Annotated in this window: 15 protein-coding genes; 10 read left to right on the forward strand and 5 right to left on the reverse strand. The window is 71.3% G+C overall.

Going from position 1 to position 16,328, the window contains the following annotated elements; translation table 11 throughout:
• The first annotated feature begins 5 nt into the window (after nucleotides 1-5).
• Genes IEY87_RS20410 through IEY87_RS20425 form a run of 4 tightly spaced genes read left to right on the forward strand, consistent with a single transcriptional unit; the run spans nucleotide 6 to nucleotide 5,490 of the window.
• On the forward strand, nucleotides 6-1,562 hold the full coding sequence (locus IEY87_RS20410; protein ID WP_189140278.1) for an ABC transporter permease subunit: 1,557 nt from the start codon (nucleotides 6-8) through the stop codon (nucleotides 1,560-1,562).
• Nucleotides 1,559-2,398, forward strand: coding sequence for a sugar ABC transporter permease (locus tag IEY87_RS20415; protein ID WP_189140279.1), 840 nt, complete (start codon nucleotides 1,559-1,561; stop codon nucleotides 2,396-2,398). The genes IEY87_RS20410 and IEY87_RS20415 overlap by 4 nt, the downstream gene beginning before the upstream one ends.
• Nucleotides 2,399-2,403: 5 nt before the next feature.
• Nucleotides 2,404-4,179 (forward strand): glycoside hydrolase family 13 protein, encoded by a 1,776-nt coding sequence (locus tag IEY87_RS20420; protein ID WP_189140280.1) that lies wholly within the window; start codon nucleotides 2,404-2,406, stop codon nucleotides 4,177-4,179.
• Between the two features lie 54 nt (nucleotides 4,180-4,233).
• Nucleotides 4,234-5,490 (forward strand): right-handed parallel beta-helix repeat-containing protein, encoded by a 1,257-nt coding sequence (locus tag IEY87_RS20425; RefSeq protein ID WP_189140281.1) that lies wholly within the window; start codon nucleotides 4,234-4,236, stop codon nucleotides 5,488-5,490.
• A 75-nt stretch (nucleotides 5,491-5,565) separates the two neighbouring features.
• Here IEY87_RS20425 and IEY87_RS20430 read toward each other — a convergent pair whose 3' ends face one another.
• Entirely contained in the window at nucleotides 5,566-5,772 is a 207-nt protein-coding gene (locus IEY87_RS20430) for a hypothetical protein (protein WP_189140282.1), read from the reverse strand.
• Nucleotides 5,773-5,841: 69 nt separating this feature from the next.
• The gene (locus IEY87_RS20435) at nucleotides 5,842-6,375 is read right to left on the reverse strand and encodes a hypothetical protein (protein ID WP_189140283.1); all 534 of its coding nucleotides are present in this window, start codon (nucleotides 6,373-6,375) and stop codon (nucleotides 5,842-5,844) included.
• 432 nt (nucleotides 6,376-6,807) lie between these two features.
• On the opposite strand from IEY87_RS20435, the gene IEY87_RS20440 reads away from it, so the two are divergent.
• The 4 genes from IEY87_RS20440 to IEY87_RS20455 all read left to right on the forward strand — a co-directional run bounded on the left by IEY87_RS20440 (nucleotide 6,808) and on the right by IEY87_RS20455 (nucleotide 11,113).
• A complete protein-coding gene (locus tag IEY87_RS20440) occupies nucleotides 6,808-7,443 on the forward strand; it encodes an ACT domain-containing protein (RefSeq protein ID WP_189140284.1) in 636 nt (211 codons plus the stop codon).
• 148 nt (nucleotides 7,444-7,591) lie between these two features.
• Nucleotides 7,592-8,755, forward strand: a complete 1,164-nt coding sequence (locus IEY87_RS20445; protein WP_189140285.1) for an acyl-CoA dehydrogenase family protein — start codon at nucleotides 7,592-7,594, stop codon at nucleotides 8,753-8,755.
• 4 nt (nucleotides 8,756-8,759) lie between these two features.
• Nucleotides 8,760-9,896, forward strand: a complete 1,137-nt coding sequence (locus tag IEY87_RS20450; RefSeq protein WP_189140286.1) for a cation diffusion facilitator family transporter — start codon at nucleotides 8,760-8,762, stop codon at nucleotides 9,894-9,896.
• Between the two features lie 41 nt (nucleotides 9,897-9,937).
• The gene (locus IEY87_RS20455; protein ID WP_225277515.1) at nucleotides 9,938-11,113 is read left to right on the forward strand and encodes an acyltransferase family protein; all 1,176 of its coding nucleotides are present in this window, start codon (nucleotides 9,938-9,940) and stop codon (nucleotides 11,111-11,113) included.
• Between the two features lie 84 nt (nucleotides 11,114-11,197).
• Here the strand turns inward: IEY87_RS20455 and IEY87_RS20460 are convergent, their stop codons facing one another.
• Nucleotides 11,198-12,508, reverse strand: coding sequence for an ABC transporter ATP-binding protein (locus IEY87_RS20460; protein WP_308112973.1), 1,311 nt, complete (start codon nucleotides 12,506-12,508; stop codon nucleotides 11,198-11,200).
• Nucleotides 12,509-12,687: 179 nt separating this feature from the next.
• Between IEY87_RS20460 and IEY87_RS20465 the strand changes: the two genes are divergently transcribed.
• Complete coding sequence (locus IEY87_RS20465; RefSeq protein WP_189140289.1) at nucleotides 12,688-12,936, forward strand: hypothetical protein; 249 nt, start codon at nucleotides 12,688-12,690, stop codon at nucleotides 12,934-12,936.
• A 16-nt stretch (nucleotides 12,937-12,952) separates the two neighbouring features.
• Nucleotides 12,953-13,978, forward strand: a complete 1,026-nt coding sequence (locus tag IEY87_RS20470) for a LacI family DNA-binding transcriptional regulator (RefSeq protein ID WP_189140290.1) — start codon at nucleotides 12,953-12,955, stop codon at nucleotides 13,976-13,978.
• 6 nt (nucleotides 13,979-13,984) lie between these two features.
• Here the strand turns inward: IEY87_RS20470 and IEY87_RS46705 are convergent, their stop codons facing one another.
• Together IEY87_RS46705 and IEY87_RS20480 are read right to left on the reverse strand one after the other, a co-directional pair.
• Nucleotides 13,985-15,766: a serine/threonine-protein kinase gene (locus IEY87_RS46705; protein WP_189140291.1), complete on the reverse strand. Its 1,782-nt coding sequence runs from the start codon at nucleotides 15,764-15,766 to the stop codon at nucleotides 13,985-13,987.
• 129 nt (nucleotides 15,767-15,895) lie between these two features.
• Nucleotides 15,896-16,237: an XdhC family protein gene (locus IEY87_RS20480; RefSeq protein ID WP_189140292.1), complete on the reverse strand. Its 342-nt coding sequence runs from the start codon at nucleotides 16,235-16,237 to the stop codon at nucleotides 15,896-15,898.
• Between the last annotated feature and the right edge of the window lie 91 nt (nucleotides 16,238-16,328).

Below are 16,328 nucleotides of genomic sequence, written 5' to 3' on the forward strand. Positions count from 1 at the left end.
CCGGGATGGCTCCGGACGCCCGCGAGACCGCCAGGAGAGGGCCGCGCCGCACCGTCACCACCGCCTTCGTGGTGAGCAGGATCGCGGTCCTCGCCGTGGCGGCCGCGTTCCTGCTCTACGCGGCGCCGCCGCTGGCCGCCGCCGGGTCCTGGACCGGACTCGGCGTGCTCGGCGCCGCCACCGCGGTCATCGGCTACCTCTACCTGACGCCGCGCCACATCCCGGCGAAGTACCTCGTCCCCGGCACCGTCTTCCTCATCGCCTTCCAGATCTTCCCCGTGCTCTACACGGTGAGCACCGCCTTCACCAACTTCGGCGACGGTCACCGGGGCGACAAGCAGGCCGCCGTCACCGCCATCGAGACCGGCTCGGTACGGCAGGCGCCCGGCTCGCCCGAGTACGACCTCACCGTCGGCCTGCGCGGGCAGGAACTGGTCTTCCTGCTCGTCGACCCGGACACCGAGCAGGTCCGGCTCGGCACCGCCGACAGCCTGTCGCCGCTGCCCGGCGCGCAGGTCGGCGTGACCGGCAAGGTGTTGCGGGCGCCCGGCGTCACCGTGCTCACCACCCCCCAGGCGGCCGCGCGCGGACCGGAGATCTCCGCCCTGTCCGTGCCCACCCCCGACGGGGCGATCAAGGCCAACGGGCTGAGCCGCGCCGTCGAGGGCAAGGCCGCGCTCGTCTACGACGCCGGCTGCGACTGCGTGCGCGGCGACGCGGACACCTGGACGGCCGACGACGGCCAGGGTTACTTCGTCAACGCCGCGGGCGAGCACCTGGCCCAGGGGTGGCAGGTCGACGTCGGATTCGACAACTTCGCCCAGGTGCTGACCAACCCCACCATCTCCGGCTACTTCCTGGGCGTGTTCGGCTGGAACACAGGGTTCGCGCTGGCCTCCGTCGGCGGCACCTTCGCCCTCGGCATGGCCGTCGCGCTCGCCCTGCACCACCCGCGGATGCGCGGCACCACCGTCTACCGGATCGCGCTCATCCTGCCCTACGCGATGCCCTCGTTCGCGATGCTGCTGGTCTGGCGGGACCTGTTCAACCGTGACTTCGGGCTCATCAACCAGTTCTTCGGGCTGAACGTCGACTGGATGGGCCAACCGGGCACCGCCCGGCTCGCGGTGATCCTGGTCAACCTCTGGCTCGGCTTCCCGTACATGTTCCTCGTCACCACCGGCGCGCTGCAGGCGATCCCGCGCGAGCTGACCGAGGCCGCCTCCATCGACGGCGCCACCCCGTGGCAGGGCTTTCGCCGGGTGACGCTGCCGCTGCTGCTGGTGGCGCTGACGCCGCTGCTCATCTCGTCGTTCGCGTTCAACTTCAACAACTTCAACGCCATCGCGCTCACCAGCGAGGGCGGGCCGTTCCCGGCCGAGAACTCCCAGGTGGGAGCCACCGACCTGCTGATCACCTACACGTTCAGGCTGGCCTTCGGCACGGGCGGGGCGCAGTTCGGGTTCGCCGCCGCGATCTCGGTGTTCATCTTCGCCATCGTGGCCGTCATCTCGGCCGTGGCCTTCCGGCGGACCCGCAGACAGGAGGAGGTGTACGCGTGAAGCTCGCCCTGCGACACGTGTTCGTGCTGGTGGTGTGCGCGTTCGCGGTCTTTCCCATCCTGTTCGTGATCTCCGCCGCGATCAACCCGCTCGGCACCCTCGCCTCCACCGACCTGCTGCCCACCCAGGTGAGCCTGGGCAACTTCGGTGACCTGTTCGCCTCCGACGTCTACCCGTTCGGCAGATGGTTCCTCAACTCGGTGGCCATCGCGCTGCTGTCGTCGTTCGCGAGCCTGCTGCTGTCGATGTGCGCCGCCTACGCCTTCAGCCGGATGCGCTTCGCCGGGCGCCGGGCCGGGCTGCTGGCACTGCTGCTGATCCAGATGTTCCCGCAGTTCCTCGCCATCGTGACGATCTTCATGATCTTCACCAGGGTGACCGAGCTCTACCCCGCCTTCGGCTTCGACACCGTCTGGGGGCTCATGCTGCTCTACCTCGGCGGCGCGCTGGGCGTGAACACCTGGCTGATGAAGGGCTTCCTCGACACCGTGCCGAAGGAGCTCGACGAGGCCGCCACCGTCGACGGCGCCACGCACGCGCAGATCTTCTGGCGGATCATCATGCCGCTGGTCACGCCGATCCTCGCGGTCACCTCCCTGCTGGCCTTCATCGGGATCATGAGCGAGTTCCTCATGGCGAGTGTTTTCCTGCGCGACCCGGAGAGCAAGACGCTCGCCGTGGGCATGTACGGAATGATCGCGGGGGACCAGCGCAACGCCAACTTCGGCATGTTCGCCGCCGGCACCCTGCTCACCGCGATCCCTACCGTCGGCGTCTTCCTCTGGCTGCAGAAGTACATCGTCTCCGGGCTCACCGCCGGAGCCGTCAAGGGATAGGTCTCATGCGTTTCCTGGACGATCCACACCACGACGGCTCGTCCCTGTACGTCTCCGCCCAGACGCCCGAGCTCGGCGCCCCGGTGACCGTCCGGGTGCGGGCGCCGCGGGCCGCCGGGGTCACGGGCGTGCTCGTACGGGTCGTACAGGACGGGGAGCCGCGCTACGTGCGCGCGGCCACCCGCACCGGCGGCAGAACCGGCGGGTACGGCCGGACCGACGTCTGGTGGCAGGCCGAGATCGTCGCCACCAACCCCGTCACCCGCTACCGCTTCCTGCTGAGCACGCCCCGTGGCCAGCGGTGGCTCACCGCGGCCGGGCTCGCGACGCACGACCTGACCGACGCGAGCGACTTCCGGCTCGTGTGCCACGACGCGCCACCGGCGTGGCTGCGCGACGCGATCGTCTACCAGATCTTCCCCGACCGCTTCGGCCGGTCGGGCGCGGTGCGCGAGCCGCCCTTCTGGGCGCTGCCCCGCCGGTGGGACCACGACCCGGTCATCCCCAGCGGCCCGGCCGCCGCCCGGCAGTTCTACGGCGGCGACCTCGACGGCATCATCCCCCACCTGGACCACGTGCGGAGCCTCGGCGCCGACACCGTCTACCTGACGCCGGTCTTCCCCGCCCGCTCCAACCACCGCTACGACGCCGCCGCCTTCGACCGGATCGACCCGCTGCTCGGCGGCGACCAGGCGCTGCACCGGCTCGCCGACGCCCTGCACGCGCGTGGCATGCGGCTGCTCGGCGACATCGTCACCAACCACACCGGCGACGCGCACGCCTGGTTCACCGCCGCGCGGTCCGACCCGCACGCGCCCGAACGGGAGATGTACCACTTCGACCCCGACACCGGCGACTACGAGGCCTGGTGGGGCGTCAAGTCGCTGCCCAAGCTCAACTGGTCCGGCGAGCTGGTACGCACCCGCATGCCCGAGGTGCTGGCCCGCTGGGTGCCGCCGTTCGACGGCTGGCGGGTGGACGTCGCCAACATGACCGGCAGGCGCGCCGCCGCCGACCACACCCACGAGGCCGCCGCCCTGCTGCGGCGCGCGCTGCCGCCCACGGCCGCCCTCATCGCCGAGCACAACCACGACGCCTCACCCGACCTCGACCGCGACGGCTGGCACGGCACCATGAACTACAGCGGCTTCACCCGCCCCGTGTGGGCCTGGCTGCGCGGCGACGAGCTGGACCTGGACCACTTCCTCGGCGTCCCCGGCGGCGTGCCGCGCCGCGACGGTCTCGACACCCTCGCGACGTTCCGCTCCTTCGCCTCGCACATGTCGTGGCGCTCCTACGTCCACTCCTGGCAGCTGCTCGACTCCCACGACACCTCGCGCATCCGCACCGTCACCGGCTCCCGGGAGCGCCACCTGATCGCGCTCGGCCTGCAGGCCACCCTGCCGGGCACGCCGATGCTGTTCGCCGGCAGCGAGTACGGCCTGACCGGCGTGAACGGCGAGCACTCGCGCACCCCGATGCCCTGGAACCGCCCCGCCGACCAGGATCTCGCCACCCTGGCCGGCTACCGCGACCTGCTCGGCCTGCGCCGCGCCGAGCCCGCGCTGCGCCACGGCGGCCTGCGCTGGCTGCACGCCGACGCCGACTGCCTGGTGTTCGCCCGCGAGTACGAGGACGAGTCGCTGCTGGTGTGCGCCCGCCGGGCCCCCGGCACCCCGCTGCGGCTCGGGGCGCCGGCGGAGGTTCTTTATAACTCTTCCGACAAGGACGTGCTGGCAGGCGCCGGACCGGCGGTGCTCGTGTGGCGCCCCGGCCGTTGATCACGCTACGGTGGCACGACAAATTCACTTTTGAACTAGATTGTGGTGTGCCCGATGAGGTTCCTGTCCGCGGCGGTCATGGTCTCGCTGCTGTCCGCCGCCGTTCCGTCGGGAAGTGCCGCCGCGCAAGCCGCCACCACCTACTACGTCGACTCCAAGGCGGGCGACGACGCGGCGGCGGGCACCAGCGCCACCGCCCCATGGAAGTCCCTGGACCCGGTCAACGCGGCGGACCTCAAGCCGGGCGACACCGTCAGCTTCAAGCGGGGGAGCAGCTTCGCCGGCCCGCTCACCCTGGCGGCCAAGGGCACCGCGGCCAAGCCCATCGTGGTGCGGGCGCACGGCACGGGCAAGCCGCCCAGGATCACCGGGCGCACCACGGCCTGCGTCGTCATCACCGGTGCGTACTGGCACGTCAGCGGCCTGCGCGCCACCGGTTGCGAGTGGGCCGGCTTCGAGATCACCGGTGACCGCAACGTGCTGGCCGGCATCGAGGCCGACCACAACGTCACCGGCGTCTCCATCACCCGCACCGGCGCCCGCAACACCGTCAGGGACAGCAAGATCACTGACAACAACCGGATGAGCGTCAACGACGAGGGCGGCGACAACGACTCCGGCGCCTTCGGCATCCTCATCAACGGCGACGACAACTTCATCGCCGACAACACCATCACCGGCAGCCACGCCAAGAGCCACGACTACGGCGTCGACGGCGCCGCCATCGAGATCTTCAGCGGCAACCGCAACCGCATCCTGCGCAACATCTCGCGCGACAACAACACCTTCACCGAACTGGGCGCCAAGAAGGGCCACACCGCCACCGGCAACCTGTTCGCCTTCAACGTCGTCACCTCCTCGCTCAAGAGCGGCTCCTTCCTCGTCACCCGGGGCGCCGGGCACGTCGTCGGCCCCGTCAAGGGCACCGTCGTCCTGCACAACTCCGTCTCCATGCCGGCCAGGAAGACGATCGGCTGGGCTTGCCACGACGGCTGCTCCCCGTCCATCCTCAAGGTCCGCAACAACGCCATCTCCGTGGGGGGCGAGGCCGGCTACGAGGACGGCAAGGGAGCCGACGAGGCGGGCAACGTCTACCGGGCGCGCACCGCGAAGTTCCGGCTCGGCTCCCGCTCCGTCATGGCCGACCCGCGCTTCGTCTCCCGCAGCGACCTGCGGCTGCGGGCCGGCTCCCCGGCGCGCGAGCGGGCGGTACGGCTGTCACCCGCGTGGTTCGGCGGGGAGGCCTTCGCCAAGGACGTCAACGGCAAGCCGCTGCCCTCGGCCCCGCACGCGGGCGCCTACCAGGGCTGACCGCTCACCCCGGTTTCCCGCCCCGGCACGCGTCGGCGGCCTGATGACCCGTGCCGCCGTACGGAGCCGTGCGGGTCAGGCCGACTGCCAGCGGGACAGGATGGCCTCGTCGTCGAGGTCGGTGTGCCAGGCGGGCTCTTCGGGGTCGGCGAAGGGCAGCCAGCGGTCGTAGTCCGGGGTGTCGGGGGAGACGTCGCGGGTGCCGTGCACGCGGGTGCCGTCGTCCAGGACGGCGGTGGTGGGGACGCGCAGGGCGCCGCCCGGGAGCATGAGCACGGTCATGGGCGTCCCTTCCCCTGGTGTCCACGTGAGGCAGCCAGCATAGCCGCCGGGGCCGGGCGCGGGTCGTGGTCAGCCGATCCCATAACGTTCGGACATCCAGTGGTACACCTGGTGGGCGGTGTGCTCGTCGTCGCCGAGCAGGCGGATGAGGCGGCTGGGGCGCCGGGTGAGCACGCAGGCGAAACTCTCCGCGAACAGCTCCGAGACGTCCTCCCGGTAGGGCGGAGCGAGGTGAGGGCGGCGCAGCGCGTGCAGCACGACCCACCACTTGTCGGCGGAGGGGCGCCCGTCGCAGTCGTCGATGGCGTGGCCGAGTTCGTGGCCGCAGACGCTCACGGAGGGTGAGGGCACGCTGCCGATCGCGATGCGGCGCAGGGCGGGGTCGTAGACGCCGGCGCTACGCTCCCAGGTGCCCTGCTGCTGGGGGAGGGGGATGGCGCGGAGTTTCTCGAAGTCGGGCAGGTCGGGGACGGCGCCGGGGCCGACGACCAGGCCGCCGCTGAGATGGTCGGCCAGGCGCAGGCCGAGCGCGCGGGGGACGGCCGCCAGGGTCATGATGGCCAGCAGTGATTCGGGCGGCGGGAAGGTGCCGGGCTCCCACATGCGCGTCAGGCGATGCTCCAGGACACCGACATGCAGCCATCCGGGCCATCTTCTCCTGCGCCTCACGCCACCGCGCTCTCTGCATGTCTGTCCGGCGGCCACCCTCCGTAGCCGGGATCAATGATTGCGTATTTGTCAGCGACGAGCGGCGGATCGGGCCAACGACATGCTTGAACCGAAAAATCTTCCGAAAATACCTCGGCTTGAGGTCGTCGGTCCGGCGGGAACCGGATCGGCGTTCCTCTCGCTTGAGTGCGTCGTGGCAGGGAAGATGGATCGGGGAATACCGCGAAAAAGTGCTTGCCGTGCACTGGTCGACAAGTCCGGATATGTCCGTACATGCTGGAAATACCGCAGCATCTGTGACATGTCCGTGGAACATGCTGGAAACCTTTCCACGGCACTGTGAGAGCGTCTGGAAAGGGGGCGGCAATGCTGCTGCGATTGAGGGTGTCGCTGCCGGACCAGCCCGGAGGACTGGGCAGGGTGGCGAAGGTACTCGGCACCTTGGGCGCCGACATCCTGCAGGTGACCGTGCTCGAACGTGAGGCCGGCCGGGCGGTGGACGACTTCACCGTCTCCTGGCCCGGCGCGACGAGCCCGGGCGAGGTCCGTGACCGCTTCTCGGCGGTGCCCGGCGTGAAGGTCGAAGGCGTGTGGGCGACGCGCGAGATGCCTGGCTCCGCCCCCGACTACGACCTGCTCATGCACGTGGCCACCGAGCCGGCCCGCGGCCTGGCGACGCTGGTGGACGCGCTGCCGATGCTGTGCGGCGCCGAGTGGTCCGTCGCCTACTGCGACGGCGCCGTACGGCACGCCTCACTGGCCGCCCCCGACCTCATCGACCTGCCCGAGCCGCCGCCCAGGGCCGCCACCCTGGACACCGAGAAGCTGCGCCTGATGCTGCTGCCGGTGGTCACGCACGGGCTGCACGTGCTCGTGGCGCGCGCCGAGGGGCCGGTGTTCCACCGCGCCGAGCTGGAACGTGCCGTACGCATTGTGGACGTCGTCTCGACGCTGGCCGCCCGCGCGCGAACGCCCGTGATTGACCCGCAAAACCACGGCTGACTAACGTGAGCGGTCCGAGCAGCGCGTAGAGGAGCCGCCCGTGACCGTTCACGAAGCCCGCGTCGGCCACTTCCACGAGGACCTCGTGATCGGCGACGTCCATCGGCATCATCCCGCAGGCCAAGACCGGTCCCTGGAGGCGTGAGCGATGGACTTCGAGCTGAACGACGAGCAGCGGGCCTTCCGCGAGACGCTGCGCGCCTTCGTGGACAAGGAGATCGTGCCCGTCGCCACCGAGTGGGAGCACTCCGGCCGCTACCCGACCGAGATCGTCGAGAAGATGAAGCTGATGGGCCTGTTCGGCCTCAGCGTGCCGGAGGAGTACGGCGGGCTGGGCGCCGACATGGTCTCCTTCGCCCTGGTCTTCGAGGAGATCGCCCGGGGCTGGATGGGGGTGGCCGGCACCATCGGCTCCCACTCGCTGGCCTGCTGGATGATCGCCCGGCACGGCACCGAGGAACAGAAGCGCCGCCACCTGCCCGACCTGGCCACCGGGGCGCGCCGTACCGGGATCGCCCTCACCGAGCCCGGCGCGGGCACCGACCTGCAGGGCATCACCACGCGCGCCGTACGCGACGGCGAGCACTACGTCGTCACCGGGACCAAGACCTGGATCACCAACGCCCGCCACGCCGACCCGCTGCCCGTGCTGGTCAAGACCTCGATCACCGAACCGGCCCACAAGGGCATGTCGGTGCTGCTCGTCGACCCCGCCGCCGAAGGGTTCGGGGTCAGCCGTGACCTGCCCAAGCTCGGCTACAAGGGCACCGAGACGTGCGAGGTGGTGCTCGACGGCGTCCGGGTGCCGGTGGACGCTCTGCTCGGCGGCGTGGCAGGGCGCGGCATGCAGCAGGTGCTCGGCGGGCTGGAGATCGGCCGCGTCAACATCGCCGCCCGCGCCGTCGGCGTCGCACAGGCCGCCTACGACGCGGCGCTCGCCTATGCCCGCGAGCGGATCGCGTTCGGCCGGCCCATCGCCGAGTTCCAGGCCATCCAGCTCAAGCTGGCCGACCTGGCGACCGAGATCCAGGCGGCCCGGCTGCTGACCTACTGGGCGGCCTCCCAGGCCGACGGGGGCAAGCGGGTCGACATGGAGGCGGGCATGGCCAAATACTTCGCCTCCGAGGTGGCGTTGAAGGCGTCGCTGGAGGCGATGCGCATCCACGGCGGCTACGGCTACTCCCAGGAGTTCGTCGTCGAGCGGCTCTACCGGGACGCGCCGCTGATGGCGATCGGCGAGGGCACCAACGACGTGCAGCGCCTGGTCATCGCCCGCGCCCTCATCTCGGGCAAGGGACAAGTGGGCTGGTGAGACCATGCGGACACGGCACGATGACGAGCACGGGGACGGGCACGAGGACAGGGACGGGCACGGTGACGATCATGAGTCCGGGCACGGGCATGAGTCCGGGCACGGGCAGGGTCATGGGCACGGCCACGGGCATGGTGACGGTGACAGGCGGCGGCAGGGGGATGGGCGCGGTTGGCGGCATTTCTGGCATGGCATAGCGCCGCACAGCCACGACAGCGGCGACAAGCTGGACGCGGCCCTGGAGAGCAGCAGCCGGGGCATGCGGGTGCTGGTGGTCTCCTTCGCCGTGCTCATGGCCACCTTCGCCGTCCAGGCCGTCATCGTCGCCCTGTCGGGGTCCGTCGCGCTGCTCGGCGACACCCTGCACAACCTCGCCGACGCGCTGACCGCCGTACCGCTGGCGATCGCGTTCTCCGTCGGCCGCCGCGCCGCCACCAGGCGCTTCACCTACGGCTACGGCAGGGCCGAGGATCTCGCCGGCATCGTCATCGTGCTGATCATCGCCGCCTCCGCCGCCCTGGCCGGTTACGAGGCGGTCACCCGGCTGCTCGACCCCCGGGACATCGAGGCGGTGGCCTGGGTGGCGGTGGCCGGGGTGGTGGGCTTCCTCGGCAACGAGTGGGTGGCCCGCTACCGGATCAAGGTCGGCCGTGAGATCGGCTCGGCCGCGCTGGTCGCCGACGGGCTGCACGCCAGGACCGACGGCTTCGCCTCGCTGGCCGTGCTGCTCGGCGCGGGCGGCGTCGCGCTCGGCTTCCCGATCGCCGACCCGATCGTGGGCCTGCTCATCACCGTCGCCATCCTGTTCGTGCTGCGCGACGCCGCGAAGGAGATCTACCACCGGCTGATGGACGCCGTGGACCCCGCGCTCGTCGACGAGGCCGAGCGGATCCTGCGCGCCGTCGACGGCGTCGAACGGGTCGGCTCGGTACGGATGCGCTGGATCGGCCACGCGCTGCACGCCGAGGTGGACATCCTGGTCCGGCACGACCTCACGGTCGTGGCCGCGCACGCGGTCGCCGTACGGGCCGAGCACCGGCTCATCCACGAGGTGCCGCGGCTGCGCGCCGCCACCGTGCACACCGACCCGTACGGACCCGCGGACGCCGACCACCATGCCCCGCTGACCGCACATCGCTGACCCCGCGTATGCGCCGGATGAGTCAGGGTAAGTTGTGGCGGGTGTCGATTTCCACGCTGCCCGCATCCCCCCGAACCGGACAGGCCAGACTGGCGTGGCTCGACGCGCTGCGCGGCATCGGCGCGCTGGCGGTGGTGGCCGAGCACATGCTGCCGTGGTACATGCCCTGGGCGCGGCCCTACTGGTTCAGCCTCGGCGTCTACGGCATCTTCGTGTTCTTCCTGGTCAGCGGCTACATCATTCCCGCCTCGCTGGAGCGGCACGGTGACGTGCGGGCGTTCTGGGTCAGCCGCGTCTTCCGGCTCTACCCGCTCTATCTCGCCGTCGCGGCCACGGTGCTGGCGCTGTCCTGGTGGGTGCCGGTGCGGCCGGCGGTGTCCCGTGACGGCGCGGCCGTCGCCGGGCACGCGACGATGCTGCTCGACGTGGCCGGGGTCGCGGGCGTGGCCGACACGATGTGGACGCTCTCGTACGAGATGGTCTTCTACCTGCTGGTCACCGCCCTGTTCATGCTCCGGTGGCATGACCGTAGCGGCCTGCTCGCCATGCTGTTCGCCGCGGGCTCGGTCGTGGTGGGACTGGTGATGAGCCGGGCGGTGCTCGGCGGCGGCTGGGTGGCCTACACCTCGTGCGCGGTGTTCGCCGCCGGGCTGACCTGCCTGATCACCGGCCGCTTCCGCAGGACCGCCGGGTATGTGCTCGGGGTGATGGCGCTGGTGATGCTGGTGCTCAACAGCCGGGTGCCGTGGCTGGGCGTGGCCGTGGTGGCGCTGATGTTCGCCGGGACCGCGATCTACCGGTGGGAGCGCGGCGAGGGCGGCCTGTGGCCGGTGGCCGTCACGGCCGCGCTGGTGGGGCTCGCCCCTGTCTGGGCGATCATGTCCGGCTGGTGGTGGGTCGAGCCGGACGTGTGGATCACCACGATCGTGCTGGCGGCCGCCACGTTCGCGGGCGGCATGGCGCTGCGCGGCAGGCGGGTGCCCCGCCTGCCGGCCTGGCTCGGGCTGATCAGCTACTCGCTCTATCTGGTGCACCATCCGCTGCTGAAGTACTTCAGCGAGCTCACCGGCGACCTGCGCCGCTCGCCGGTGCCGCTGCAGATCGCCATGGCGGCGCTGGCCACGGCCCTGGTGCTCGGGGTCAGCGCGCTGACCTACCGCTGGGTGGAGCGGCCCATGCAGTCGCTGGGCCGCCGCCTGGCCCGGCCACGCGCCTAGCGCCCGGCCACGCCCCAGGTCTCGCGCCTAGCGCCTGGTCTCGCGCCTGGCCCGGCCTCGCGTCCAGCCCGGGTGAGAAGGACGTCAGCGGTGGGGTTTGTCGATCCGGGTGCCCTCGGTCGTGAAGATCATCAGGCGGGTGTGGTCCACGGCGACCTTGGCCGCGTCGCCGGCCCGCCACGCGGGGCGGTTGCCGAGCCGGACGATCAGGTCCGCGCGGCGGTGCCCGCCGCTGCCCGGATGCTGGCCGACCTGCTCCTGCGCCTGCGCCTGCTCCTCCCGCGGCTGGAACAGCCGGCGCACCAGCCCGCCGAGGCCGCCCCGGCCGCCGTCCGAGTCGCTGTCGACCACGCGCCGGTCCGGCGGCTCGGGCACCGGCACGGCGGGCATGCCGCACTCGACGTAGGCCATCCACTCGTGACCGTGATACTCAAGGGCGCGCACCCGGCCGAAGAACGACGGCCCCTCGTACGACTCCGGCACCGGCGCCAGACCGTCCGGGCGCATGCCGACCAGGACCTGGCTGCCGGTGTGCTGCGAGATGGCGTACGCGCGCGGATCGCTCCACGGGATGGTCAGCTGATGCGGGCCGAAGTCGAGCAGCACGAACTGGTTCTGCGGCGTGCGCACGGTCGCCGCGAGCAGGTTCAGCTGCTGGGAGTTGAGGAACGCCGCCACGAAAGCGGTGGCTGGATCGTTGTAAATCTGGGCGGGAGTGCCCACGTCCTGCAGGACGCCCTTGTTGAGGATGGCGATCCGGTCCGCGAGCGTGAGCGCCTCGACCTGGTCGTGCGTCACATAGATGGTGGTGACGCCGAGCGACCTGACCAGGGCGGAGATCTCCATCCGCAGCTCGGTCCGCATGCCGGCGTCCAGGTTCGACAGCGGCTCGTCCATCAGGAACAGCTTGGGCTGCCGGACGATGGCGCGGCCCATGGCGACCCGCTGGCGTTGCCCGCCGGACAGGGTGCCGGGACGGCGGTCCAGGGTCTCATCGATGTGCAGCGCCTTGGACAGCTCGAAGACGCGTTCGCGGACCATCGCCGGGTCCGCCTTGGCGATCTCCAGGGGGAAGGCCATGTTGCCGCGCACGGTCCGGTGCGGATAGAGCGCGCCGTTCTGGAAGACCATGGCGACGTCACGATCGCGGGGCGGCAGGTGGTTGGCCAGCTCGCCGTCGAGCCAGAGCTCGCCTTCGGTGACGTCCTCCAATCCGGCGATCATCCGTAACAAGGTGGATTTTCCACATCCGGAAGGACCCAGGAGGACGAGGAATTCGCCATCCTGCGCCCTGAGGCTCAATTGGTCGACCGCCAGGTGGCCGCCCGGATACACCTTGGTCACTTTGTCGAGAACGACCGAGCTCATGGGCCCACACCTTGCACGCTGCGTCATCTGTAACTATGGCTGATCGGAGGGGTAGTACATCGCGCCTTAACGCCATGTGTCCACCCTTGACACAAAGGATCTCTATAGCAGAGGTCTTAAGGGGGGAGTTTCAGCGCTATGTGCGTCAAATGTCCGAATAAATGGCATCTGAAAGTGCTTGCGTAATCTTGCGGTAAGGCCTTTCAATGGTCGGGACGACCGGGGGTGAAGCATGGGCGCACGATGGCCGCGACGCGCTGATCTACCAGGTGCGTCTCGCCGGAGGGAACGACCACGGCGAGGGCGGCCCGATAGGTGTTCGCGATCGCCTGCCGCCCCTCGCGAGACTCGGCGCGGACGCCCTCCGGCCCACCCCCTCCTCCTGCGACCTGGTGGATCGCCGGGACGCCGACCCGCTGCACGCCTCCAGCGCACCCGACTCCGCCACCTGGTGAAAGTAAAGTGTCAGGCATGAACGGTCACGCCCGCCTCGCCGACATCGCCGCCCAGGCCGGGGTGAGCGAGGCCACCGTCAGCCGCGTGCTCAACGGCAAGCCGGGCGTCTCCGCCACCACCCGGCAGGCCGTGATGGCCGCGCTCGACCTCATGGGCTACGAGCGGCCGCCCCGCCTGCGGCAGCGCAGCAACGGGCTGATCGGCCTGGTCACCCCTGAGCTGGACAACCCGATCTTCCCCGCGTTCGCGCAGGCCGTCGAGCGGGCGCTGACCCAGCACGGCTACACCCCGGTGCTGTGCACCCAGTTGCCCGGCGGCGCCCCCGAGGACGAATTCACCGAATTGCTCGTGGATCGGGGCGTCAGCGGCATCGTGTTCGTCTCCGGCCTGCACGCCGACACCACCGCCCGGATGGACCGTTACACCCGCCTCACCGACCGCGGCCTGCCGATCGTGCTGGTCGACGGCTACAGCGAGCGCATCGACGCCCCCTTCATCTCACCCGACGACCGGATGGCCGTCCGCCTGGCCGTGCAGCACCTCGTGGACCTCGGGCACGAGCGCATCGGGCTGGCGCTCGGCCCGCGCCGGTTCGTCCCGGTGATCCGCAAGATCGAGGGCTACCGGCAGGCGATGGCGCAGTTGCTCGGCGCCACAGACGTCGACGCGTTCATCTCGCACTCGCTGTTCTCCGTCGAAGGCGGCCAGGCCGCCGCCGCGCAGCTGCTGGCCGGAGGCTGCACCGGCATCGTGTGCGCGAGCGACCTCATGGCGCTCGGCGCGATCCGCGCCTGCCGGGAGCGGAGCCTGTCGGTGCCGGGGGAGGTGTCGGTGGTCGGGTTCGACGACTCGCCGCTCATCGCCTTCACCGATCCACCGCTCACCACCGTACGCAAGCCGATCGGCGCGATGGCGTCGGCGGCCGTGCAGACCCTGCTCGAAGAGATCAACGGCGCTCAGGCCAAGCACGTCGAGCTGATCTTCCAGCCGGAGCTGGTGGTCCGCGGCTCCACCGGCTCCGGGCCCCTGGTCAACCGCTGAGCCCGCTCAGTCCAGGACGAGCCGGACGCCGGTGCTCAGCGCGGAGTCGTGCAGCTCCAGCTCGGTCGGCTCGGCGTTCTTGGGTAGCTCGAACAGCAGGGTGCCGGTGAAGGACTCGCCGGGGCCGATGCTGATCGGCTTGATCCGCGCGCCCTCCTTGTCGAGCAGCCCGGCGGCCTCGTGCGGGGTCGCCTTCCGGTCCAGCAGCAGCTGCTGAGCCGGGTAGAGGACCCGGGCCTCCGGGCCGACGTTGGTGACCTTCAGGCCCACCCGGCAGGTCCGTGCGGCGGCGGCCTTGCCGGGCTTGGCGCACTTCGTGCCGGTGACGGCGAAACTGAGCCTGCCGTCCTGCACCGGTCCGCCGGCGTCGCCGATGGCGGGGCCGCGCGACAGCCAGACGAGCACGGCCACCAGCAGCGCCAGGAAGACCAGCGTGATCAACAGCGCGGCCATGCACCCCGTCAGCAGGCTCCTGCCCGGCTTCTTGGCAGGCCGGAACCCCGGCGGCCCGCCCCGGCGAGGCGGCAACGGCCCTTGCCCGGCCTGATGGGGCGGCGCCCCTTGCCCGGCCTGGTGAGGCGGCGATCCCTGCCCGGCGTGACGGGGCGGAGGCTGCCCGCCCCGAGGCGGTAGGGGAACCGGCCCGGTCCGATGCGCCAGCGGCACCGGGCCTGTCCGATGTGCGGGCGGCACGGGCACCGGCCCTGTCCGGTGCGCGGGCGGCACGGGCACCGGCCCCGTCCGATGCGCGGGCGGCACCGCCCCTGGCCCCTGCCCCGGCGGTGCCTGCCCGGGGGGCGCCTGCCCGGGGGGTGCCTGCCCGGGGGACGCATGCCCGGGGGACGCATGCCCGGCGGGCGGCGGCTGCGGGGGACGGGCCTGGGCCAGCGGCGGGAACTCCGCCGGATTCCAGGTGCTGGTGAGGTGGCGGGTGGCGGCGAGCTGCGCGGCGGGCTCGTCCGTCGCGCTCACGAGCTCCAGCAGCAGCTGCTTGGCGGTGGGCCGGCGGGTGGGGTCCGGGTGGATGGCGGCGGCCACCAGCCGGTCCAGCGGGGCGGGCAGGCCGCGCAGGTCGGGCGGCGCGGTGCGGGCACGGGCCGCCATCACATAGGCGTCGCCCTCGCCGAACGGATGCCCGCCCAGCCCCGCGTACGCGATCAGCGACCCCCAGGCGAACACGTCGCCCGCCGGGCTGGTGCGGCCCTCGAAGACCTGCTCGGGCGCGATCCAGCCGGGCGTGCCCATCACCATGCCGGCGTTGGTGTGCCGGGAGCCGACATGGGAGGAGCGGGCCAGGCCGAAGTCGATGACCCGCGGCCCGGCGAGCGTCAGCATCACGTTGGCGGGCTTGAGATCGCGGTGCACGAGCCCGGCCGCGTGGATCGCGGTGAGCGCCGCCGCCACGCCCACGGCCGCCGAGTGCAGCATGGACGGCGACAGGCTGCCCTGCTGGATGAGGTGGTCCTCCAGCGAGACGCCGTCGATGTATTCGGTGACGAGGAACAGGACGCCGTCGTGCTCGCCGTGGTCCAGCACGCGGGCGGTGCAGAACGAGGCGACCTTGCGGGCGTTGGAGACCTCTTCGTGGAAGCGCGCCCGATAGACCGGGTCGGCGGTGTAGTCACGGCGGATCGCCTTGAGCGCCACCAGCTCGCCGTCGGCATCGCGCGCCAGATAGACCGTGCCCATGCCGCCCGACCCGATCCGGCTCACCAGCTCGTAAGAGCCGATCGTCGGCGGATCCTCCGGCGTCAGCGGAGTGCCAGCGGAGCGCCCCTGCTGCCCCAACGTCGCTGTCCTCTCGCCCTCGCGGTCACGACTCGACCGGCCGATCCTCCGTCCGGCACGCTCTTTTCCACCCCAGACTCTAATGGGTGTGGGCACACCCCGGTGGCGTGGTGACCGCCTCGGCCGGTTCTAGAGCGTCCCGCGGACGCCCAGCTCGATGATCTGTGCGTAGATCGACACCGCCACCTCACCCGGAGTGACCGCCCCGATGTCGAGACCGGCGGGCACGTGCACGCGATCGCCGCCCGCCACCGCCGCCAGCACCGGCGCGCCCCGCTCGCGGGCGGCGATCAGGCCGATGTACGGTACGCCCGCCGCCAGGGCCGCCAGCAGGACCGGCTCCTCCGACACCCCGTGCGAGGCGACCAGCCCTTCCTCCTCGCGCGGCTCGTCCGCCTCCGGGGTGATCCGCAGCAGCGTGGCCTGGCCGGGGCGCCGCCGCTGGAGCAGCCGCAGGCTCTGCGCCCGCACGACGTCGACGGCGCAGTGCCCGCCGACGAACCGTTCCTAATCAATGATCAGGAGTGGGTTTTGGGCCCACGTCCCGGCATTGCGCGCGTCC

It is taken from the genome of Nonomuraea glycinis (genome assembly GCF_014646515.1).
Lineage (GTDB): Bacteria > Actinomycetota > Actinomycetes > Streptosporangiales > Streptosporangiaceae > Nonomuraea > Nonomuraea glycinis.

Bases quoted from the DNA above. Each gene is read 5' to 3' on its own strand.
- IEY87_RS20445 (WP_189140285.1), top strand. From the start codon at position 7,592: ATGGACTTCGAGCTGAACGACGAGCAGCGGGCCTTCCGCGAGACGCTG.
- IEY87_RS20440 (WP_189140284.1), top strand. From the start codon at position 6,808: ATGCTGCTGCGATTGAGGGTGTCGCTGCCGGACCAGCCCGGAGGACTG.
- IEY87_RS20470 (WP_189140290.1), top strand. From the start codon at position 12,953: ATGAACGGTCACGCCCGCCTCGCCGACATCGCCGCCCAGGCCGGGGTG.
- IEY87_RS20435 (WP_189140283.1), bottom strand. From the start codon at position 6,375: ATGTGGGAGCCCGGCACCTTCCCGCCGCCCGAATCACTGCTGGCCATC.
- IEY87_RS20430 (WP_189140282.1), bottom strand. From the start codon at position 5,772: ATGACCGTGCTCATGCTCCCGGGCGGCGCCCTGCGCGTCCCCACCACC.
- IEY87_RS20420 (WP_189140280.1), top strand. From the start codon at position 2,404: ATGCGTTTCCTGGACGATCCACACCACGACGGCTCGTCCCTGTACGTC.
- IEY87_RS20450 (WP_189140286.1), top strand. From the start codon at position 8,760: ATGCGGACACGGCACGATGACGAGCACGGGGACGGGCACGAGGACAGG.
- IEY87_RS20425 (WP_189140281.1), top strand. From the start codon at position 4,234: ATGAGGTTCCTGTCCGCGGCGGTCATGGTCTCGCTGCTGTCCGCCGCC.
- IEY87_RS20460 (WP_308112973.1), bottom strand. From the start codon at position 12,508: ATGACGCAGCGTGCAAGGTGTGGGCCCATGAGCTCGGTCGTTCTCGAC.
- IEY87_RS20410 (WP_189140278.1), top strand. From the start codon at position 6: ATGGCTCCGGACGCCCGCGAGACCGCCAGGAGAGGGCCGCGCCGCACC.
- IEY87_RS20465 (WP_189140289.1), top strand. From the start codon at position 12,688: ATGGTCGGGACGACCGGGGGTGAAGCATGGGCGCACGATGGCCGCGAC.